Here is a 21,487-nt window from a genome sequence, read left to right on the forward strand (position 1 = left end):
TCATAAAATTAATAAAAAAGCGAGAATCAATTTCTCGCTTTTTTATTTTTAAAACTGATGTAGCCAATCACGTTTATTGTGAAAATCAGCATTTTGTCCACTATGCTGCATTGCATAGTACTGCATACCATCTTTAGTCTTTAAAACAGCGGTTAAACCTAAATAAAGGTTTGCCCATTTTAAATGATGCTGCTGCATAAACTGACCTAAATCAAGACTTACATTTAAGCCGTAGTGAGTACGCTTGAGATGATTGAGCTCGATATCGTAAGCAACGAGGGGAGGCATGCTTTCCGGATAGCGATATTCTTCAAACTGGTAAGTTTGCCATGCTTGAGAAGGGGAGAGATTAATTTCCCGATAAAAATCTTCACCATGCACGCCAATAAAAATCTCAAAACAAGTCTCTTCCCACAAAAAATCTTGACGGGGATGAGCTGCAACTTTTTGAGGCCAGATAATAAGTTGGTTTGGATCACGAATCCAAAAACCCACATTTAATGTATGTGGGGTTTGCTGTTCAATTGCGCCAACAACAGAAACAGCATGAAAACGATCAAAAGCTGAAAGTTCGTAACTTGCCATAAAGTAGTCAATAAATTAGTTTGCTAAGTGAGCGTGACGAACAAGGTTAGATAAGTGTTGGTTCTGTTTAGCTGCTTTTTTGTAAAGTAAAACAATTTTACCAATTTTTTGCACAGCTTCAGCACCAGTTGCTTCAACAATTGCATCGATTACAGCAGCACGAGCTTCACGATCTTCGCCAGCAACTTTTACTTTGATGAGTTCATGATCATTCAAAGCACGAAGAGTTTCTTCGATTACAGCATCTGTTAAGCCTTGTCCACCAATCATGACAACCGGATTAAGCACATGACCAATTTGACGTAAACGTTTACGTTCATGAATAGATAAAGCGGCCATTAAAAATACCTGATTTTAAAAACGACTTAGTATAGCAAAAAACTTAAAATCAAATGTACGAAAAACTGTATAAATAATCGATCAACATTATTGGAAAAAAACTGTAAAAGTTATTGAGATTACGTTATATCCGTACTGTAATGAGAGTAATTTTCACGTACAATGAGCAATCAGAAGTTTTTTTGATATTTAGTGAGTTATGGCAACACGCATTACAAACCAAAAATTGTCTAAAAGTAGTCGTGCGTGGATGAGGGAACATCTAGACGATCCTTTTGTAAAAAAAGCACAAAAGGAAGGATATCGTGCACGAGCAGCATATAAACTTCTTGAAATTCAAGAAAAATATAAGTTGATCAAGCCAGGCATGACAGTGGTTGATTTGGGAGCGGCTCCTGGGAGTTGGTCGCAAATTGCTGGAAAACTTGTTGGTAGCAAGGGGTTGGTTATTGCTTCCGATATTTTACCTATGGATGCTTTGCCGGATGTCACTTTCTTACAAGGCGACTTCAGAGAAGAAGCAGTATTTGAAAAATTGTTAAATATTTTAAATGGAAGACAAGTAGACATTGTAATTTCTGATATGGCCCCCAATACATCAGGTAATAGGGCTGTTGATCAACCTCGACAGATTTACTTATGTGAACTTGCTTTAGACTTTGCTCAAAAAGTCTTGGGTCCAAATGGACAATTTGTTGTTAAAGTGTTCCAAGGCGCAGGATTTGATGAGTTTCGTAAACAAGTCGTTGATAGTTTTGATGTCTTAAAAACAGCAAAACCAGCAGCTTCTCGGGCACGATCTAAAGAAGTTTTTTTGGTTGGACAAGGGCGTAAAAAAGCATTGCAATAAAGTTTACTTGCCAAGCTCCTAAAAATTGTGCATTTTGTATCTTTTAGGTTATCCGCAAGCAAGACAATTGCTGTTTTTAAGAAGATCGGCCAAGATTAGGCATGATCAAATTAGATCGATATGGGAATAAAGCTTTGAGCGATTACTTCAAGAATGCCGTATTGTGGCTAATAATACTGGGTGTTCTGATTTTAATTTTCAGTAATATCAGTGACCGCAATAAGCCTTCTGCAATGAAATATTCAGATTTTGTTGCAGCGGTGAATGCTGGCCAAATTAAGCAAGTCACGATTGACGGTTTAAATATTAGTGGTGAAAAAACTAACGGATCTCAGTTTGAAACTGTTCGTCCGCAAGTTGAAGACACTGAACTTATGCCAAGCTTAAACAAGCAAAATGTTGTTGTAGAGGGCACAGCACCACAACGTCAAGGCATTTTGATGCAACTTCTCATTGCTAGTTTCCCTGTACTGTTAATCATTCTGTTATTCATGTTCTTTATGCGTAACATGGGTGGTGGTGCAGGCGGTAAAAATGGTCCGATGAGTTTTGGTAAGTCAAAAGCAAAAATGCTTTCTGAAGACCAAATCAAAGTGACTTTTGCTGACGTTGCTGGTTGTGATGAGGCGAAGCAAGAAGTTGTAGAAATTGTAGATTTCTTAAAAGATCCTGCAAAGTTCAAACGCTTGGGCGCTACAATTCCACGTGGCGTACTTATGGTTGGTCCTCCAGGTACTGGTAAAACGTTATTAGCTAAAGCAATTGCTGGTGAAGCAAAAGTTCCATTCTTCAGCATTTCTGGTTCTGATTTTGTTGAGATGTTTGTGGGTGTGGGTGCGTCCCGTGTCCGTGATATGTTTGAACAAGCAAAACGTCATGCACCATGTATCATCTTTATTGATGAGATTGATGCAGTAGGTCGTCACCGTGGTTCAGGTACTGGCGGTGGACATGATGAACGCGAACAAACCTTAAACCAAATGCTCGTAGAGATGGATGGTTTTGAAGGTAATGAAGGCGTAATCGTTATTGCTGCAACTAACCGTGTTGATGTGTTGGATAAAGCATTGTTACGTCCAGGCCGTTTCGACCGTCAAGTTATGGTAGGTCTACCGGACATCCGTGGTCGTGAGCAAATCCTGAATGTACATTTGAAAAAGTTACCTTCAGTGACTGGTGTAGATGTTAAAGTCTTATCACGTGGTACACCTGGTTTCTCTGGTGCTCAGTTGGCAAACCTTGTAAACGAAGCTGCCTTATTTGCTGCTCGCCGTAATAAGAACACTGTCGATATGCATGACTTTGAAGATGCAAAAGATAAGATCTATATGGGGCCAGAACGCAAATCAATGGTTCTGCGTGAAGAAGAACGCCGCGCAACAGCTTACCATGAAGCTGGACATGCAATTGTTGCTGAGATTTTACCGGGTACTGACCCTGTGCATAAAGTAACAATTATGCCGCGTGGTTGGGCTTTAGGTGTAACTTGGCAGTTACCTGAACAAGATCAGATTAGCCACTATAAAGACAAAATGTTAAATGAAATTGCAATTTTGTTTGGTGGTCGTATTGCTGAAGAAGTCTTTATTCAGCAGCAATCGACTGGTGCTTCAAATGACTTTGAGCGTGCTACGAAAATGGCTCGTGCGATGGTTACGAAGTACGGTATGTCTGACAAAATGGGTGTTATGGTTTACGAAGATGAAAATCAAAATGGATTCTTCGGTAACGTAGGTAGCCGCACAATTTCTGAAGCAACTCAACAACAGGTTGATCAGGAAGTACGCCGTATTTTAGATGAACAATATAAAGTTGCTCGTGATATCTTGGAAAATAATAAAGATATCGCACATGCTATGGTTAAAGCGTTGATGGAATGGGAAACTATTGATCGTGAGCAAATCCGTGACATCATGGAAGGTCGCGAGCCTCAACCACCTAAAGTTTATATTGCTGAAAATCCGGTATCGGCATTTGAACCACCGAAAGATGGTCCATCTACTCCACCGCCATTACCAGCGATGAATTAAGTTAATTAATAAAAAAGCCACAGTCATGTGGCTTTTTTATTTGTCTTAAATTCGGCTAAAGTTGAAAAGAAATCAACAGCATGTAAAGTATAGACTTGCTAAAATATCACCTGATTTTGAACCGGAGCTTTTTATGCAGTTAATATCTTTACCCAAGCAGATTTTACAGTGTGGACAGCTTCAACTAGATTTATCTCAGCCACATGTTATGGGTATTTTAAATGTTACACCGGATTCTTTTAGCGATGGTGGTAAACATAACCAATTAGACCAAGCGGTTGAGCATGCGCTTAGTATGATTGAACAAGGCGCGACTATTATTGATATTGGTGGTGAATCTACTCGACCTGGTGCTTCAGAAGTGGCAATAGAAGAAGAAATACGCCGCGTGGTACCTGTAGTTGAAGCTTTATCTCATCATAATATTATTTTATCAATCGACACGAGCCAGCCAGAGGTGATTCGCGCAGCAAAAGCAGCAGGGGCGCATATTTGGAATGATGTACGCGCTCTAACACGCCCTAATGCATTGGAGACCGCAGCAGAGTTGGATATACCTGTAGTGATTATGCATATGCGTGGTGAGCCAACCACAATGAATCAGTTGGATCAGTACACTGATGTAACACTTGATGTGATGCAAGAGCTGCAACAACGCATTGATGAGGCTTTGGCTGCTGGAATTAAACGGCATAATATTATTATTGATCCTGGATTTGGTTTTGCAAAAAATGCTCAGCAAAATTTAAAACTATTAAAAGAATTTTGGAAACTTAATCAGTTAGGTTATCCAATTTTATCAGGTCTTTCTCGTAAACGCTTTATAGGTGAGGCTTTGAAAGGTGCAGCTGCTGATCAGCGTGCTGTAGGAAGTGTTACTGGGCATTTGTTAAGTATTCAGCAAGGAGCATCGATTGTAAGAGCACATGATGTGAAAGCGATGCATGAGGCTGTTTTAGTTTGGCAAGCTATGCAGCAGGCATAAAGTGTATTCTTATTGAATTAGATGTCTGTGTGTCACATAAAGGTGGATGAGGAGTCGGATAAAAATCTCGTGATTTTTGCGAAAATATGTTATAAGCGGCAAGTTTTTGCTGTTGTGTAATCTTTTGTATGTTCGAAGACCTACTTCTCCCAATGTTTGATGATGAATATTATCCAGATATTTTGGTCGCTGAACTTAAGCAGCTTATTGAACAATTTGCTAAAAAAGTTCAGAAGCCTGCTTTAGCTGATCAAGATGTTTATCGATATGCTCATCAGACTGTAAATGAAATTAATGAAATGAAGCCACAGTTTGAAGATCTGGATTCATCGCTTGATGATAGTGCTGCCGATTACATTGCTGAGGCAATGATGATGGTAGTTCAAGATGCAGGATTTTTAGATCTTGAAATGGAAGAGCTGGTTATGAATCGAGAGTGGTAATTACTCTCGATTCTCAAAATTTTCAATCGCATCTAATAAATGACAAGATGCTTTTAAATGTACCTGATCTATTTTTTTAATTTCTAAAATTAAATGTCCATTTTGCTGTTCATTCACATCTGCTAATACGCTTATCCAATAGGTTGTCTTTTTATGTTGTAATGCTTTTAATTGAGTAATTACATCTTGAGATGTTTTGATTAGGTAGTCATCCTGAGTTAGAGAGCAGCGTATAAAGTGCCAATCATTATTTTTAAATAAGATTGTGCCGTTAAATATATCTTCAGCATCTGCAATCGATATAAAAAGTAGGGTGGAAATAAATATGATTGTTTTTATCATAATTTTTATTTTCATCAGACATAAAAAAACCAGCTTACGCTGGATTCTTTCTAACACCAAATTCAATAGTTGAAAATGGTGCCCGGGGCCGGACTCGAACCGGCACGCTTTGTGGGCGGGGGATTTTAAATCCCCTGTGTCTACCTATTTCACCACCCGGGCATGTGCGCAATAATAGAGGACAAGTGCGCGATTGGCAAGAGAAAAACAGAGAGTTTGCTTTATTTTCAATCAGTTCTTGTCGGTATTTATATAAATTAACCAGTTTGTGTCATGATTTGTTCATCAAACTGAGATCAGACGTTCATCTTATGTACTTAAGTTTAAAGCACTCATTGCTTAAAACTTAGAGAATTTTATGTCAGAGAAAATTTCACGCCGAGAATTAATTCAAAAAAGTCTACTCGGTTTTGGGGCTTTATCTATGCCTGTTGTTTTTACTGGTTGTAATAATGGTTCCGATGATGACAGTCCGCAAATACAAGCAGATTTTCTTCATGGTGTCGCAAGTGGAGACCCCTTACAGGATAAAGTCATCTTATGGACACGGCTGACACCTGCAGACTCCGGGGTACGCTTAAAAGTTGTGTGGGAAATTTCAACTGATAATCAGTTTAAACAAAATTTAAAGACAGGAATGGTTGAAACAAGCAAGAGTGATGACTTTACAGTGAAAGTTGATGCCACTGGATTACAAGCAGATATGGTGTACTACTACCGTTTTAAGTTCGGTAGTAAGGTCTCACCAGTAGGGCAGACGAAAACATTACCAACATCGACCAATAAAGTAAGCTTTGCAGTATGTTCTTGCTCTAACTATCCTGCGGGTTACTTTTATGTTTATCGTGAAATGGCAAAACAAAACGTCGATGTCATTATTCATTTAGGTGACTATATTTATGAGTATGGGGCAGATGGTTATGCGACAGAAGATGCTGCAAAGCTAGGTCGTACGTTACCTGCTGACAATAATAAAGAAATTATTAAATTAGATGATTATCGCAAACGTTATGCACTTTATCGTCAGGATAAAGATTTACAAGCAGCTCATCAACGCCATCCTTTTATTGTAATTTGGGATGATCACGAGTTAGCGAACGATGCTTGGCGTGATGGTGCGGAAAACCATCAAAGTAACGAAGGGTCTTTCTCAGATCGTAAATTAGCTGCTCTGCAAGCTTATTTTGAATGGATGCCGATTCGTCCAGTTTCTAGTTCTGACCATTTAAATATTTATCGCCAGTTTAACTTTGGCTCTCTTGTCCAACTCACTATGCTAGATACACGCATTATTGCGCGTGACAAGCAACTTGAATATGCGGATTATATGACAGCCTCTGGCTTAGATATTGCAAAATTTCAAGCAGATTTAATAAATCCAGCGCGTACTTTAATGGGGTATACGCAAAGAGATTGGTTAGTCGATAAATTAAAGCAATCTACAGCAACATGGAATGTGGTGGGGCAGCAAGTCTTAATGAGTAAAATGTGGATTCCGGCTGAGTTATTGTTGTCTTTAGGGCAAATTACTTCAGGAGGAACTTCATCTGAAGCACTTGCTAAGATGAACGCACAAATTACCGAGTTGGTCACTTTAAAACTTCGTTTACAACAAAATGATCCAACATTAACAGCCCAAGAAAAAGCAAGGATTATGACGGTTGCACCCTACAATTTAGATGCTTGGGATGGTTACTATGCTGAAAGAGAGGTTGTATACGATAAATTGGCAGAGCTTAATAAAAAGATGATTGTGCTTGCGGGAGATACACACAATGCTTGGGCATCTTATTTATATAGCCAAAAAGGAAAATATGTAGGTGTTGAACTGGCAACAAGCTCTGTATCATCTCCTGGCTTAGAGAAATATTTAAGTATTCCATTGGCACAGTTACAGCAGTTTGAGTTTGCGTTTACTACATTGATTGATGAATTGGTCTATTGTAATTTAAATCAACGCGGATACTTGCTTATTACTCTCGATCAGGCACAAGTTCATTCAGAGTGGGTATTTTTAGATTCAATTAAGAATGCTGAATATCAAGTGGATTCAAGCAGGCAAAATGATATTGTATTGGATCTGAATTTGACGCCTTTAAAGCAAGATCAGAAGACTGCTTAAAGCATGAAAGAATAGGGGGTTACATATGTAGCCCTTTTTTTTAGATATAAAAAAACCAGCTTACGCTGGATTCTTTATGACACCATATTCAATACTTGAAGATGGTGCCCGGGGCCGGACTCGAACCGGCACGCTTTGTGGGCGGGGGATTTTAAATCCCCTGTGTCTACCTATTTCACCACCCGGGCTTTACCAAATTTGGAGGCGGAGGTCGGAATCGAACCGGCGTCCACGGAGTTGCAGTCCGCTGCATGACCACTCTGCCACCCCGCCTACATTTGGTGATGCACATATTAGCAACCTTTACGAAAAAAACAATACCGTTTTGAGCGAAGATGCACATAAAAACAACATCTAGAATAAAATTAGCGAAATTATCATGTATTATTGGCACATTAAATTCATGTCTACCTTGGAGATGTGCTGTGGCATTGGTTTTAGACGGTCGTGCATTAGCAAAGCAAATTGAAGAAAATTTGTCGGTACGTGTTGAAGCTTTAAAAGCAAAAACAGGTCGTACCCCGATTTTGGCGACTATTTTGGTTGGGGATGATGGTGCATCTGCAACTTATGTACGTATGAAAGGTAATGCCTGCCGCCGCGTAGGTATGGATTCATTAAAAATCGAATTACCACAAGAAACGACAACAGAACAATTGTTAGCTGAAATTGAAAAGCTAAATGCCAATCCAGATGTTCACGGTATTCTTTTACAACATCCAGTTCCTGCACAAATTGATGAGCGTGCATGTTTTGATGCAATCTCATTAGCAAAAGATGTTGATGGCGTAACTTGCCTTGGTTTTGGCCGTATGGCAATGGGTGAAGCTGCGTATGGTTCAGCAACTCCAGCTGGCATTATGACGATTCTCAAAGAAAACAATATCGAAATTGCGGGCAAACATGCAGTTGTAGTTGGCCGTTCAGCAATTTTAGGTAAACCAATGGCAATGATGTTGTTACAAGCAAATGCAACAGTAACGATTTGTCATTCACGTACACAAAATTTACCTGAGCTTGTAAAACAAGCTGACATTATTGTTGGTGCTGTAGGTAAAGCTGAACTTATTCAAAAAGATTGGATTAAACAAGGTGCAGTTGTTGTAGATGCTGGTTTCCATCCGCGGGATGGCGGCGGTGTTGGTGATATTCAATTACAAGGTATTGAAGAAATTGCTTCTGCTTACACACCAGTACCGGGTGGTGTTGGTCCAATGACAATCACAACTTTGATTCGTCAAACTGTAGAAGCTGCTGAAAAAGCTTTAGGTTAATTTAATTAACGCTAGGCTGTTATTTGATACGCGTAACCGTCATTCGCAATTGTTTGAGGCAGAAATACGTTAAAAATTTAATGTTTCTGCGATGCTTTCGATTCTAGAGAGTATCTGCCGAGTTTTGCGGGTGACAATGGTTAGACCTAATTTTTATGAAAGCCTTGCGAAGCAGGGCTTCTCAGGTCTAACCAAGGTTAAGGTAAAAATTCAAATCATAATGGAATGACTCTGTTATGCTTGTTATAAAAATGAATTAAAAGAAATCTGATGAGCTGCACCTTTCAATTGATCAAAGCCCCTGAACATTTACTTCAAGCCTTACATGAAGTGATTCCTCATTGTGAATTAATGGCACAACAGTTGCCTGAAACTCCTATTTCTTTATGGTTGATTCCACCTGTTTTTCCAACTGATCGTTTAGATGATGAAGTTATTCGCCGTATTTGGAATGACACGCCGTATTGGATTTTCTGTTGGGCATCAGGTTTGGCGATGGCGCAATGGATACTTGCAGAGCCGCACCATGTTAAAGATAAAGTGGTGTTAGATTTCGGAGCAGGTTCTGGTGTAGTCGCTATTGCTGCAAAAATGGCAGGAGCAGAACGAGTAATCTGCTGTGACATTGATCAGGTTAGTCTAAATGCTTGCCGTGAAAATGCTTTACTTAATGATGTAGAGCTTGAATATTTGGATGATTTATATAAAGCTGAACAAGTTGATGTTCTATTGGCTGCCGATGTTTTATATGACCAGTGTAACCGCTTTTTCTTAGACGAATTTTTAAAATTTGCGCCAGAAGTTTGGGTGGCAGATAGCCGAGTTAAAAATTTTAGTCATCCAAAATATGAAAAAATTGAAGAAAGAAGCGCTACTACGTGGCCAGATCTGGATGAAGCAAGAGAATTTAGAAATGTAAGTTTTTATAAGACGCTGTAAAAGAACAGCGTCTTTTTTTATTTTATGAACAAGTATAACGAACCACTTTTAATGTGCTTGGGCGAGCTTCAAGTGCTTGGCGAGTCGCGTAATCTTCACCATTATTTAGACTTGGTGTGTTTGATAAACCGAAAGAAGCACGAGTTTCACCCAATTTAATTCCATACTGCTCATCTTTAGCTGGGTTTGGAATTTCATTGACACTTAAAATTGATAATTTATAAACTTTCTGAGTACCTAACACATTTTGGCAAGCACGTTGTAATTTACGCTCATCAAGTTGCTGGTTACTACGACCAGCTAAAGTATAAGCTAAAGTCGCTGAAGTTTTAGTTTGGTTTTCAATCTGATAGCCAGTTGAACCATTATATTGTCGAGGTGTAGTCTGACAAGCAGTTAAAATAAACATACTACTTAATGCCAAACATAAAATACTTTTGTTCATCAGTATCGTCCTTATTTTCTTATATGAAGTATCTCATAAAATAGAAGGGTTGTTTGTGCTTATTCGCTTGGTTAGAGCCAATATTAACTGACGATATTGGGCTCTAATTGTAAAATATTAATGCTCTTTAATTTTTGAATGATGCTTAGTGTCTTTCATAAAAATATAAATCAGCAATGAAATGAAAATCATGACACTGACATAAATAAAGTACCAAGACTCATGTCCAGCCTCTTTGAAACTTAATGCGAAAAACTCTGCTGTGCCACCAAACAAAGTATTGGCAATCGCGTAGGGTAAAGCTACTCCTAAAGCGCGAATATGAGCTGGAAAAAGTTCGGCCTTCACTACAGCATTAATTGAAGTGTAGCCAGTCACCATTACTAGACCTCCAAAACATAACCAAAATGCTGTCCAGTAGTTATGCGTGTTTGCCAGTGCATCAAATAAAATGTATGTGAATAAAACACCTGTTATTCCGAAGAAAATCATAAGAGGTTTTCGACCAATTCGGTCTGATAAAGCACCCGCTACAGGTTGTAGACACATGAAAACAAATAACGCTAAAGTGGTAATTTGAGTAGCTTCAGGTTTAGAAAAACCAGAAGTATTCACTAGATATTTCTGTAAATAGGTCGTGTAAGTATAGAAAGCTAAAGTACCACCAGCAGTTAAGAATAATACGGTGAATGCTTCTTTAGGGTAGTGTTTAAATAAAGCAAACATGCCCGATTGTGGTTGGTCTTTTTCAGCTTGAGCATTTTTAAAAGATTGAGTTTCTAGTAAGCCACGACGAATACGGAACACAACAATCGCAAGTAAAGCGCCAATAAAGAATGGAATACGCCATCCCCAATCATGCAATTGTTGTTCGGTAAGTACCATTTGTAATATTAAAAGAACACACAAGGCGGTAAGTTGCCCTGCAATTAAGGTGACATATTGAAAGCTTGAGAAAAAACCACGTCGGTCTTTTTCTGCCATTTCACTTAAATATGTAGCGCTTGCACCATATTCACCGCCTACGCTTAGACCTTGTATTAAACGTGCAACAACCAGAAGTAATGGGGCAAATACACCAATGCTTTCATAAGATGGTGTAACTGCAATCAGTAGAGAGCCAACACACATTAAAGTAACGGAAAGTGTAAGACCCGCCTTACGTCCTTTGCGGTCTGAATAAATTCCCATAATCCATGCGCCGATGGGACGCATAAGGAAACCTACTGCAAAAATTGCAGCTGCTTGTAGGAGTTGAGCTGTTTGACTTCCTTTTGGGAAAAAGGCATGAGCAAAATAGAGCGTAAATGCGGCATATACATACCAGTCGTACCATTCGACAAGGTTACCGGCAGAACCGCCCAAAATTGATTTTAGACGAGTTTTTGTATCTAAATTAGAATGTGGAGGTGTTGCGGTAGAAGGTTGATCAACCATGATTCGCTCCATGTTTTGCTTGGGTTGAATGCTAAAAAAGAGAAGATTTATTCTGATTTTTCATATTATCTAGAAGAGTATTTCACTTTATTTTTTTTATGTCTGTAAAACAATGTTTATTATTTAAGCGAAGGAATAAGTTGAATATTTATGTGATTTCAAATCAGTCGACCAACTGATTTTTGTGACCTTATCTGAAACTTTGGGCTGTTATTTTTTCCCAATTAGTAAAAACTGATAAAGAATGAGCAATGTTTGGAAGAAGAAAACCTATATCCCTTAAAAATAATGATATATTCCAAAGAAAATTTTAAATAAATACAGTTGGACATAATGTCTTAGCATTGTGGACTAGATGTGTGTAGATAATGAAAGGGACATTCAGATGTCAAATTGCCCAAAAAAATATATTGTTGCTTTTGATCAGGGAACAACAAGCTCAAGAGCAATTGTTTTAGACCATGATGCAAACGTTGTCAGTATTGCTCAAAAAGAATTTACTCAAATATATCCTCAACCGGGTTGGGTTGAGCATGACCCTATGGAAATTTGGGCAACACAAAGTGCGGTATGGGTAGAGGCATTGGCTCAAGCCGGTATTAAGAGTGAACAAGTTGCGGCAATTGGCATTACAAACCAGCGAGAAACTACAGTTGTTTGGGATAAAAAAACAGGCAAGCCGATTTACAATGCAATTGTTTGGCAAAGCCGACAGACGACTGAAATTTGTAATCAATTGCATAAAGCAGGTTGGCAAGAATATATCCGTAAAACAACGGGTTTAGTCATTGATCCTTATTTTTCAGCGACAAAAATTAAATGGATTTTAGACCATGTTGAAGGAAGCCGTGAACGTGCTAAGCGAGGTGAGTTGTTGTTTGGTACGGTGGATACATGGTTAATCTGGAAATTAACCAATGGCGGTGTTCACGTCACTGATTTTACCAATGCTTCACGAACTATGCTGTTTGATATTGAAAAGCTTGAATGGGATGAAAAGCTTTTACAGGCCTTAGATATCCCTAAAGCAATGTTACCTGAGGTACGAAGTTCATCAGAGGTTTATGGATATACACATACCATTAGTGGGCAAGAAGTCGGTATTCCAATTGCGGGAATTGCAGGTGATCAACAAGCTGCGCTTTTTGGACAAATGTGTGTTGAGGCAGGGCAGGCTAAAAATACTTACGGTACTGGCTGCTTTTTACTCATGAACACGGGTAAAAAGATTGTCCGTTCAGAGCATGGATTACTCACAACTATTGCATGCGGTTCAAGCGGTGAGGTGAACTATGCTTTAGAGGGTGCCGTATTTAATGGTGGCTCTTGTGTACAGTGGCTACGTGATGAATTAAAGGTCATTAAGAACGCTAAAGACTCTGAGCTTTATGCAACACGGGTAAAAGACAGTAATGGTGTATATGTAGTTCCTGCTTTTACTGGATTAGGTGCACCGTATTGGGACCCAACAGCGCGTGGGGCAATTTTTGGTCTGACACGTGGAGCTAGCATTGAACATATTATTCGTGCAACTTTAGAGTCCATTGCTTACCAGACAAGAGATGTACTTGATGCCATGCAGCAAGATGCCGAAGAAGAGCTTCGTACTCTCCGTGTTGATGGGGGAGTAACGGAAAATAATTTCTTGATGCAATTTCAAGCCGATATTTTAGCGACACCAGTAGAACGCCCAATAATGAAAGAAACAACTGCTTTGGGTGCAGCTTTCCTTGCAGGTTTGGCGACGGGTTTTTGGCAGGATCTTCATGAGTTAAGAAATAAATCTGCCATAGAAAAGGTATTTGAGCCAAAAATGTCTGCTGAACAATCTGAGCTGATTTATAAAGGTTGGCTTAAGGCGGTTAAGCGTAGTCAAAATTGGGCTGAGGATTGATTTTTTCTTAAATTAATTAAATTGTAGAGTAATCAATTAATGGCTAAAGGTTTGCTAATTCAAATTTGATTATTCTACTTTTTAGATTGTTGTTTCATCAATTTGATGTTTTAATTTTTATAAGATCAACAATAAAAAGAATATGAGAAATGACAATACAATCTAATGATTATTCAAAAGTATATGATATTGCCGTAATTGGTGGCGGTATTAATGGCGTCGGTATTGCTAATGATGCAGTAGGCCGTGGATTATCCGTATTTTTATGTGAAAAGGATGATTTAGCCAGTCACACCTCATCTGCTAGCAGTAAATTAATTCATGGTGGTCTACGTTATTTAGAACATAAAGAGTTCAGGTTGGTCAGAGAAGCATTAGCAGAGCGAGAAGTGTTGTTGGCTAAAGCGCCACATATTATTGCACCAATGCGTTTTATTATGCCTCATCGACCCCATTTACGTCCTGCTTGGCTAATTCGAGCGGGTCTATTCTTTTATGATCATTTGGGAAAACGAGAAAAATTATTAGGTTCAAATCTGATTTATTTCAAAGAAGATAGTCCCTTGAAACCAGCTATAACGCGTGGGTTTGAATATTCTGACTGTACTGTAGATGACGCACGTCTTGTTGTATTAAATGCGCTACAAGCTAAAGAGCAGGGTGCCAAAGTCGTGACACGAACTCGATGTGTGAAGGCTTATAAAGAACAAGAACTGTGGTACTTGGAACTACAAAGTGGAGCTGAGGTTTATCAGATACGTGCAAGAGCTTTAGTAAATGCAGCTGGTCCTTGGGTTGAAGAAATTATTAGTGAAAACCTAAACTTAAGATCGCCTTATCAAGTCAGATTGATCCAAGGAAGTCATATTGTTGTGCCAAAGCTATATGACTGCCATAAAGCCTTTATTATGCAAAATGAAGACCGACGCATCGTTTTTGCAATTCCATATTTAGAAAAATATACCCTCATTGGTACAACAGATCAGGAATATACAGGTGATCCACAAAAGGTAGAGATTACCGATGTAGAAATAGATTATCTTTTGACGGTCACAAATTCACATTTTAAAAAACAGTTAACGCGAGCAGATATTGTAAGTCAGTACTCAGGTGTACGCGCTTTATGTGATGATGAGTCTGATAACCCTTCGGCAATTACCCGTGACTATACTTTGGCACTACAAGCAGAAAATACTAACGCACCATTGTTATCGGTATTTGGCGGCAAGATTACGACTTATCGAAAACTGGCTGAGGCTGCTTTAGAACATCTGTCTCCGTTCTTTAGTGAAATGGCAGAGGAGTGGACTGCCAATAAGCCATTACCCGGTGCTGAGAACTGGACTACACTAGATGATTTAATCAACCAGATTCAATTACATGTAAATAGAGTTTCTGAATCCCTTGCCAAACGTTGGGCTCATGCATATGGCACAAGAGTTTGGAACATGCTTCAAGAACGAAGTACTATAGAACAATTAGGGCAAAACTTTGGTCACGATTTATTTGAATGTGAAGTTAAATATTTATGTGAATATGAGTGGGCAAATACTGCAGAAGACATACTCTGGCGAAGATCTAAATTAGGTTTGGCATTTGATGATAAACAGATAAAAGTGTTAGAAGCTTATTTATCTGAACGTCGACTAAAAGATGATGCCGCATAATAAAAAAGACCGCATAAAGCGGCCTTTTTTATATTCAGCAATTAGAAGCCAGTTTTTACAGCTTCAAGTAAAGCTGCTTGACGTTCTTTTAATGCTTTTGGTAAGCGCTCACCAAGTTTATTGAATAACTCAGTGTGGCTTTCAATTTCAGTAACCCACTGATCTTTATCTTGAGCTGTGATAAGGTCAAATTCTTCTTTAGAGAACTCAGTACCTTCCCAGTTCAAGTCATCGTAAGTTGGAACAAGGCCAATTGGTGTTTCAACAGCGTTTGCACGACCTTCACAACGGTCAATGATCCACTCAAGAACACGCATGTTTTGACCGAAACCAGGCCATACGAAGTTGCCTTCAGCATCACGACGGAACCAGTTTACATTGAAGATTTTTGGTAATTTATTACCAGCAGCTTCAGCTTTTGTACTTACTTCTTGACCAAGGCTTAACCAGTGATCGAAGTAGTCAGCCATGTTATAGCCAGCAAATGGAAGCATCGCGAATGGGTCACGACGAACGATACCTTGTTGACCAACAGCAGCAGCTGTAGTTTCAGAACCCATAGTTGCAGCTTTATAAACGCCGTCAACCCAGTCAAAAGCTTCAGAAACTAAAGGAACTGTATCTGCACGACGACCACCGAAAATGAATGCAGAAATTGGAACACCTGCTGGGTTTTCCCAATCAGCATCGATAGATGGACATTGACCAGCTGCAACAGTGAAACGAGCATTTGGATGTGCTGCTTTTTCGCCGTTTACGTGAGGTTGACCTTTCCAGTTCGTTAAGTTTGTTGGAACTTCTTTAGAAAGACCTTCCCACCATACTTGGCCATCTTCGGTTACTGCTACGTTTGTGTAGATAACATCTTTATGAAGAGTTGCCATACAGTTCGGGTTAGTCTTGGTATTTGTACCAGGAGCTACACCGAAGAAACCAGCTTCAGGGTTAATCGCATATAAGCGACCGTCTTCACCTGGTTTGATCCAAGCAATATCGTCACCTACAGTTTCGATTTTCCAACCTTCATAACCTGCTGGTGGAATTAACATCGCAAAGTTTGTTTTACCACAAGCAGATGGGAAAGCAGCAGCGATGTAGTGTTTTTCACCTTGAGGGTTAGTTACACCAAGAATAAGCATGTGTTCAGCTAACCAACCTTGTTCGCGTCCCATGACAGAAGCGATACGAAGAGCTAAACATTTTTTACCAAGTAATGCGTTACCGCCGTACCCAGAACCGAAAGACCAGATTTCACGAGTCTCTGGGTAATGAACGATATATTTCTCTGGGTTACATGGCCATGCAACGTCTTTTTGACCTTCAGCAAGTGGTGCACCTACTGTGTGTACACAAGGAACGAATTCGCCGTCTGTACCTAATACGTCATAAACTGCTTTACCCATACGTGCCATTTTGCGCATGCTAACAGCAACATAAGGAGAGTCAGTTAACTCGATACCGATATGAGCAATATGGCTACCTAAAGGACCCATAGAGAAAGGAACAACGTACATCGTACGGCCTTCCATTGAACCTTCAAATAAACCATTTAATTTTTCACGCATAACAGCTGGATCTTCCCAGTTGTTTGTCGCACCAGCATCTTCTTTATTTTGAGAGCAGATGTAAGTACGATCTTCAACACGCGCAACGTCAGATGGGTCAGAATTTGCAAGATAAGAACCAGGATGTTTTTCTTGGTTTAATTTCTGCATGGTGCCGTTAGCGATCATCAAGTCGATTAGACGTTGAGATTCTTCTTCGCTTCCGTCACACCATTCGATTTTTGCTGGTTTGGTTAAGTTTGCAATTTCTTCAACCCATGCTATAAGCTTAGGATGACGAACGAATTCTGGTGCGTTCACTGTGGTCATGGTGAGGCCTATTCAAAATGTGTACAACGTACAAGTCTATTCATTGGGGTACAATGAAAGATCAAATAAAAAAGTGGCTGTATTAAAGCATAAAATCATAAAAAAAATAAGACTAAAGACTAACAATTAGATATTTGGGTTTTTGAGTGTTTTTTAATGAAAATCATTTGGTTAGAGTTTTTTATACGGTTTATACTTTCATATTTTTATGTTGTATGTGTGTTATTTATTAAAATTATTTTATTTAAAATCAATAAATTAACTCTTAAATATTTCTTGAGAATTATTATTGATTAAACAAATGAAGATCATTCAAAATTTACATAAAGAGACTTTTAATAGGTGATTTTATATACAAAATAGAATAAACATCCCTATTTACGATAATAAAATGCGGCCCTTAAAACCTCTTTCAATCATCTACAATGAAAAATCAGGATTTCATGCTTCAAAGCATGAAGATGTTTATGAGCAAGTGATGACCGCGTTAACAGAACATGATTTTGAGATACAAGTTTTTGAATTAAATGAAGATACATCATTTGATGATTTGATGAATAATGTGATCCATCGGCATTCACAAAACGAAAATAGAGGGGTAGTTGTTGCAGCTGGTGGGGATGGCACTTTAAATGCTGTTGCATCTAAACTTAAAAATACATCTATTCCAATGGGAATTTTGCCTTTAGGGACTTTTAACTACGTTGCTAAAGTTTTAGATATTCCATTAGACCTTTTGGACGCAGTAGAAGTTATTGCCACAGGTACACCTCGATCGGTTCATATAGCAGCAATCAATGATCATATTTATTTGAATAATGCCAGTTTAGGTCTATATCCACTCTTTATTAAAAAGCGCGAACTTTACAATAAATATTTAGGAAGGCTTCCTTTACATGCTTATACCTCAGCTTTAGATGTTTTATTAAGAGAAAATAAATCCATGAAGTTGTCGATAACGGTAGATGGGAAAAAATATCCAGTTAAAGCCCCTCTAATTTTTTTTGGAAATAACCAATTACAGTTGTGTGATATGAAACTCAGGATTGCAGAATGTGCAGCACAGGGAAGAGTGGCTGGAGTTGTAATTACAAAAAGTGATAAGCTGAGTTTGCTGAATATGCTTTGGCAATGGGTTCAAGGTAAAGTTGAAGATGCAGAAGACGTATATAGTTTTTGTGCAGATCATGTTGTGGTGGAATGTGCAAAGAAATCGAAACTTACAGTTGCTTTAGATGGTGAAATTATAGAAATGAAACCACCTTTAAATTTCACTGTAGAAAAGAATGCTTTAAATATTATGGTGCCGAATGTTATTACATCTGTCTGATTTACACTTTGGCACAGAAAAAAAAGAGTGTTTAGAGGCGATAAGATACTTTTGTATTCAGCAACAGCCTGAAGTGATTGTTGTGAGTGGGGATATTACCCAACGTGCCAGATATGAACAATTTTTTAAATGCCGACAGTTTTTAGATAGTCTCAATATTCCTTATCTTGTGGTGCCTGGAAATCATGATATTCCTTTGTATCATGTCTGGAACCGTTTTTTTTCTCCATTTACCCGATATCGATATTTTTTTGGTGAACTAGAGCCGACTTTAGAAACCGAACATTTCTATATTGTTGGGGTAAACAGCATACGTCGTCGTTATCACACACGTGGGCATATTTCGATTGAACAAATTCAAGATACTTATGAGCGTTTAGAGAAAGCGCCAAAAGATAAAATAAAGCTGGTGGTTTTCCATCAACCTTTTTATACACCACCTGACAATAAGCATGGAATAAAGGATTGCCCTGTTTTGGGAAAAATTGCCTTAGAAAAGTGGAGTACAACAGGATTATTTGGAATGTTGCATGGCCATCTCCATAAAACTGCTGTATATGATTTAACGCAAATTTATGATTTAGAAATAGATCATCCTATTTATGATATTCATGCGGGTACAGCAACTTCTACTCGTTTATATCATCACAATCCGAATAGCTTTAATACAGTTTCAAATACAGGAAAGATTCAGCATTATTGGTTCAATGAACAGTTGGCTGAATTCACTTCAGATTGATCTGGGTTAGATGAGATTAAATATTTGATTGTTTAAAAAATATTCAAAAAAGAGGAAATTTTTTCTTATTTCCCCTTGAAGCCTTTTTTTTCATCCCCACAAAAGTGACATCTAAATATTTTGTTATTGCTCTGGATTAAAGCAATAACGATTAATCAAAAAGACTTAGTCTGATGGAGTTAATTATGAGCAACATTCGTCCATTACATGATCGCGTTGTGATTCGTCGTGTAGAAGAAGAAACCAAAACTGCTGGTGGTATTTTATTGCCAGGTTCTGCTGCTGAAAAACCATCTCAAGGTGAAGTAATTGCAGTAGGTAATGGTCAAATCACTGATAACGGCGTACGTGCTTTGGATGTTAAAGTTGGTGACAAAGTGTTATTCGGTACTTATGCAGGTACAACAGTTAAAGTAAGCGGTGAAGAACTCTTAATCATGAAAGAGTCAGACATCTTAGCTGTATTAGAAGGCTAATCGATTCATAACTCAATTCATTATCAGATTCAGTATTTAAAAAGATTCGGAGTTTAATATGTCAGCTAAAGACGTAAAATTTGGTGATTCAGCTCGCTCAAAAATGATTGCAGGCGTAAACGTACTTGCAGATGCGGTTAAAGTGACTTTAGGTCCTAAAGGCCGTAACGTTGTGATCGACCGTTCTTTCGGTGCGCCGCACATCACTAAAGACGGTGTGACTGTTGCTAAAGAAATTTCATTAAAAGACAAGTTTGAAAACATGGGTGCTCAACTTGTTCGTGAAGTTTCAAGCAAAACTAATGACATTGCAGGTGACGGTACAACAACTGCGACTGTACTTGCTCAAGCAATTTTAAACGAAGGTATCAAATCAGTAACTGCTGGCATGAACCCAATGGATTTAAAACGCGGTATCGACATTGCAGTAAAAACTGTAGTTGAAAATATCCGTTCTATTGCTAAACCAGCTGATGATTTCAAAGCAATTGAACAAGTTGGTTCTATCTCTGCTAACTCTGATACTACTGTTGGTAAACTTATTGCTCAAGCAATGGAAAAAGTAGGTAAAGAAGGCGTAATCACTGTAGAAGAAGGTTCTGGCTTCGAAGACGCATTAGACGTTGTAGAAGGTATGCAGTTTGACCGTGGTTATATCTCTCCGTACTTTGCTAACAAGCAAGATACTTTGACTGCTGAACTTGAAAACCCATTCATCCTTCTTGTTGACAAAAAAATCGGCAACATTCGTGAATTGATTTCTGTTTTAGAAGCAGTTGCTAAAACTGGTAAACCACTTCTTATCATCGCTGAAGATGTTGAAGGTGAAGCGCTTGCAACTCTTGTTGTAAACAACATGCGCGGTATTATCAAAGTATGTGCTGTTAAAGCTCCTGGTTTCGGTGACCGTCGTAAAGCTATGCTTCAAGACATCGCAATCTTGACTGGCGCAACTGTTATTTCTGAAGAAGTTGGTATGTCTTTAGAACAAGCGACTCTTCAAGATTTAGGTACAGCGCACAAAATCACTGTTTCTAAAGAAAACACAGTTATTGTTGATGGTGCTGGTGATGCTGCTGCTATCGCTGAGCGTGTTCAACAAATCCGTGCTCAAATCGAAGAATCTACTTCAGAATATGACCGTGAAAAATTACAAGAACGCGTTGCTAAATTGGCAGGCGGTGTTGCTGTAATTAAAATCGGTGCAGCAACTGAAGTTGAAATGAAAGAGAAGAAAGACCGTGTAGATGACGCTCTTCACGCAACTCGTGCAGCAGTTGAAGAAGGTGTTGTTGCAGGTGGTGGTGTTGCGCTTGTACGTGCTGTAAACGTTCTTGACGGCTTGAAAGGTGCTAACGAAGACCAAACTGCAGGTATCAACATTTTACGTCGTGCGATCGAAGCTCCACTTCGTCAAATCGTTGCGAACGCTGGTGATGAGCCATCTGTAGTGATCAACGCTGTTAAAGGTGGTGAAGGTAACTTCGGTTATAACGCTGCAACTGGCGAATATGGCGATATGTTAGAAATGGGTATTCTTGACCCAGCTAAAGTAACTCGTTCTGCACTTGAGCACGCTGCTTCTGTTGCGGGCTTAATGTTGACTACAGAATGTATGATTACTGACATTCCTGAAGACAAACCAGCTGCTCCAGACATGGGCGGTATGGGTGGAATGGGCGGCATGATGTAATTCAATATCAACGTCTAAATAAA

General features: G+C 38.8%; 19 protein-coding genes and 3 tRNA genes. 13 read left to right on the top strand and 9 right to left on the bottom strand.

What is annotated here, in order from left to right; translation table 11 throughout:
• Nucleotides 1–48 precede the first annotated feature (48 nt).
• On the bottom strand, nucleotides 49–585 hold the full coding sequence (locus tag AC056_RS16575) for a DOMON-like domain-containing protein (RefSeq protein ID WP_077164258.1): 537 nt from the start codon (nucleotides 583–585) through the stop codon (nucleotides 49–51).
• Between the two features lie 15 nt (nucleotides 586–600).
• Nucleotides 601–924, bottom strand: coding sequence for a ribosome assembly RNA-binding protein YhbY (gene yhbY / locus AC056_RS16580; protein ID WP_004699631.1), 324 nt, complete (start codon nucleotides 922–924; stop codon nucleotides 601–603).
• 199 nt (nucleotides 925–1,123) lie between these two features.
• Between yhbY and rlmE the strand changes: the two genes are divergently transcribed.
• The 4 genes from rlmE (at nucleotide 1,124) to AC056_RS16600 (ending at nucleotide 5,232) form a co-directional block, all read left to right on the top strand.
• Complete coding sequence (gene rlmE / locus AC056_RS16585; protein ID WP_000235573.1) at nucleotides 1,124–1,774, top strand: 23S rRNA (uridine(2552)-2'-O)-methyltransferase RlmE; 651 nt, start codon at nucleotides 1,124–1,126, stop codon at nucleotides 1,772–1,774.
• A 134-nt stretch (nucleotides 1,775–1,908) separates the two neighbouring features.
• Entirely contained in the window at nucleotides 1,909–3,804 is a 1,896-nt protein-coding gene (gene ftsH, locus AC056_RS16590) for an ATP-dependent zinc metalloprotease FtsH (RefSeq protein WP_025469076.1), read from the top strand.
• Between the two features lie 133 nt (nucleotides 3,805–3,937).
• A complete protein-coding gene (gene folP / locus AC056_RS16595; RefSeq protein WP_139344671.1) occupies nucleotides 3,938–4,789 on the top strand; it encodes a dihydropteroate synthase in 852 nt (283 codons plus the stop codon).
• Nucleotides 4,790–4,917: 128 nt separating this feature from the next.
• Nucleotides 4,918–5,232: a DUF5713 family protein gene (locus AC056_RS16600; protein ID WP_004699637.1), complete on the top strand. Its 315-nt coding sequence runs from the start codon at nucleotides 4,918–4,920 to the stop codon at nucleotides 5,230–5,232.
• Here AC056_RS16600 and AC056_RS16605 read toward each other — a convergent pair whose 3' ends face one another.
• Both AC056_RS16605 and AC056_RS16610 read right to left on the bottom strand, forming a co-directional pair.
• Complete coding sequence (locus tag AC056_RS16605) at nucleotides 5,233–5,574, bottom strand: hypothetical protein (RefSeq protein ID WP_077164279.1); 342 nt, start codon at nucleotides 5,572–5,574, stop codon at nucleotides 5,233–5,235.
• Between the two features lie 76 nt (nucleotides 5,575–5,650).
• Nucleotides 5,651–5,736: transfer RNA gene (locus AC056_RS16610), tRNA-Leu, on the bottom strand.
• A gap of 196 nt (nucleotides 5,737–5,932) precedes the next feature.
• Here AC056_RS16610 and AC056_RS16615 point away from each other — a divergent pair.
• A complete protein-coding gene (locus tag AC056_RS16615) occupies nucleotides 5,933–7,696 on the top strand; it encodes an alkaline phosphatase D family protein (protein WP_077164259.1) in 1,764 nt (587 codons plus the stop codon).
• Nucleotides 7,697–7,798: 102 nt separating this feature from the next.
• On the opposite strand, the gene AC056_RS16620 is transcribed toward AC056_RS16615, so the two are convergent.
• A tRNA-Leu gene (locus AC056_RS16620) sits at nucleotides 7,799–7,884 on the bottom strand.
• A gap of 11 nt (nucleotides 7,885–7,895) precedes the next feature.
• Nucleotides 7,896–7,969 (bottom strand) — tRNA-Cys (locus tag AC056_RS16625).
• Nucleotides 7,970–8,121: 152 nt separating this feature from the next.
• On the opposite strand from AC056_RS16625, the gene folD reads away from it, so the two are divergent.
• Together folD and AC056_RS16635 are read left to right on the top strand one after the other, a co-directional pair.
• Nucleotides 8,122–8,970 (top strand): bifunctional methylenetetrahydrofolate dehydrogenase/methenyltetrahydrofolate cyclohydrolase FolD, encoded by an 849-nt coding sequence (folD, locus tag AC056_RS16630; protein ID WP_016140185.1) that lies wholly within the window; start codon nucleotides 8,122–8,124, stop codon nucleotides 8,968–8,970.
• 270 nt (nucleotides 8,971–9,240) lie between these two features.
• The gene (locus AC056_RS16635) at nucleotides 9,241–9,909 is read left to right on the top strand and encodes a class I SAM-dependent methyltransferase (RefSeq protein WP_077164260.1); all 669 of its coding nucleotides are present in this window, start codon (nucleotides 9,241–9,243) and stop codon (nucleotides 9,907–9,909) included.
• 22 nt (nucleotides 9,910–9,931) lie between these two features.
• Here the strand turns inward: AC056_RS16635 and AC056_RS16640 are convergent, their stop codons facing one another.
• Both AC056_RS16640 and AC056_RS16645 read right to left on the bottom strand, forming a co-directional pair.
• On the bottom strand, nucleotides 9,932–10,354 hold the full coding sequence (locus tag AC056_RS16640; RefSeq protein WP_077164261.1) for a hypothetical protein: 423 nt from the start codon (nucleotides 10,352–10,354) through the stop codon (nucleotides 9,932–9,934).
• Nucleotides 10,355–10,471: 117 nt separating this feature from the next.
• Nucleotides 10,472–11,803 carry an MFS transporter gene (locus AC056_RS16645; protein WP_077164262.1) on the bottom strand — a complete coding sequence of 444 codons (1,332 nt, stop codon included), beginning with the start codon at nucleotides 11,801–11,803 and terminating at the stop codon, nucleotides 10,472–10,474.
• Between the two features lie 373 nt (nucleotides 11,804–12,176).
• On the opposite strand from AC056_RS16645, the gene glpK reads away from it, so the two are divergent.
• Nucleotides 12,177–13,685, top strand: a complete 1,509-nt coding sequence (gene glpK, locus AC056_RS16650) for a glycerol kinase GlpK (RefSeq protein WP_004699649.1) — start codon at nucleotides 12,177–12,179, stop codon at nucleotides 13,683–13,685.
• A gap of 149 nt (nucleotides 13,686–13,834) precedes the next feature.
• Nucleotides 13,835–15,352, top strand: coding sequence for a glycerol-3-phosphate dehydrogenase (glpD, locus tag AC056_RS16655; protein ID WP_077164263.1), 1,518 nt, complete (start codon nucleotides 13,835–13,837; stop codon nucleotides 15,350–15,352).
• A gap of 41 nt (nucleotides 15,353–15,393) precedes the next feature.
• On the opposite strand, the gene AC056_RS16660 is transcribed toward glpD, so the two are convergent.
• The gene (locus tag AC056_RS16660) at nucleotides 15,394–17,226 is read right to left on the bottom strand and encodes a phosphoenolpyruvate carboxykinase (GTP) (protein ID WP_004699652.1); all 1,833 of its coding nucleotides are present in this window, start codon (nucleotides 17,224–17,226) and stop codon (nucleotides 15,394–15,396) included.
• 391 nt (nucleotides 17,227–17,617) lie between these two features.
• Between AC056_RS16660 and AC056_RS16665 the strand changes: the two genes are divergently transcribed.
• From AC056_RS16665 to groL, 4 genes are all read left to right on the top strand, one after another.
• Complete coding sequence (locus AC056_RS16665; protein WP_004699656.1) at nucleotides 17,618–18,556, top strand: diacylglycerol/lipid kinase family protein; 939 nt, start codon at nucleotides 17,618–17,620, stop codon at nucleotides 18,554–18,556.
• The gene (locus AC056_RS16670) at nucleotides 18,537–19,295 is read left to right on the top strand and encodes a metallophosphoesterase family protein (RefSeq protein ID WP_039252981.1); all 759 of its coding nucleotides are present in this window, start codon (nucleotides 18,537–18,539) and stop codon (nucleotides 19,293–19,295) included. The genes AC056_RS16665 and AC056_RS16670 overlap by 20 nt, the downstream gene beginning before the upstream one ends.
• Nucleotides 19,296–19,480: 185 nt before the next feature.
• A complete protein-coding gene (locus AC056_RS16675) occupies nucleotides 19,481–19,771 on the top strand; it encodes a co-chaperone GroES (RefSeq protein ID WP_004652030.1) in 291 nt (96 codons plus the stop codon).
• Between the two features lie 58 nt (nucleotides 19,772–19,829).
• Nucleotides 19,830–21,464 (top strand): chaperonin GroEL, encoded by a 1,635-nt coding sequence (gene groL, locus AC056_RS16680; protein ID WP_068935468.1) that lies wholly within the window; start codon nucleotides 19,830–19,832, stop codon nucleotides 21,462–21,464.
• Nucleotides 21,465–21,487 lie beyond the last annotated feature (23 nt).

Origin of the sequence: Acinetobacter genomosp. 33YU (assembly GCF_001990725.1) — a bacterium.
Taxonomy (GTDB): Bacteria; Pseudomonadota; Gammaproteobacteria; order Pseudomonadales; family Moraxellaceae; genus Acinetobacter; species Acinetobacter seifertii.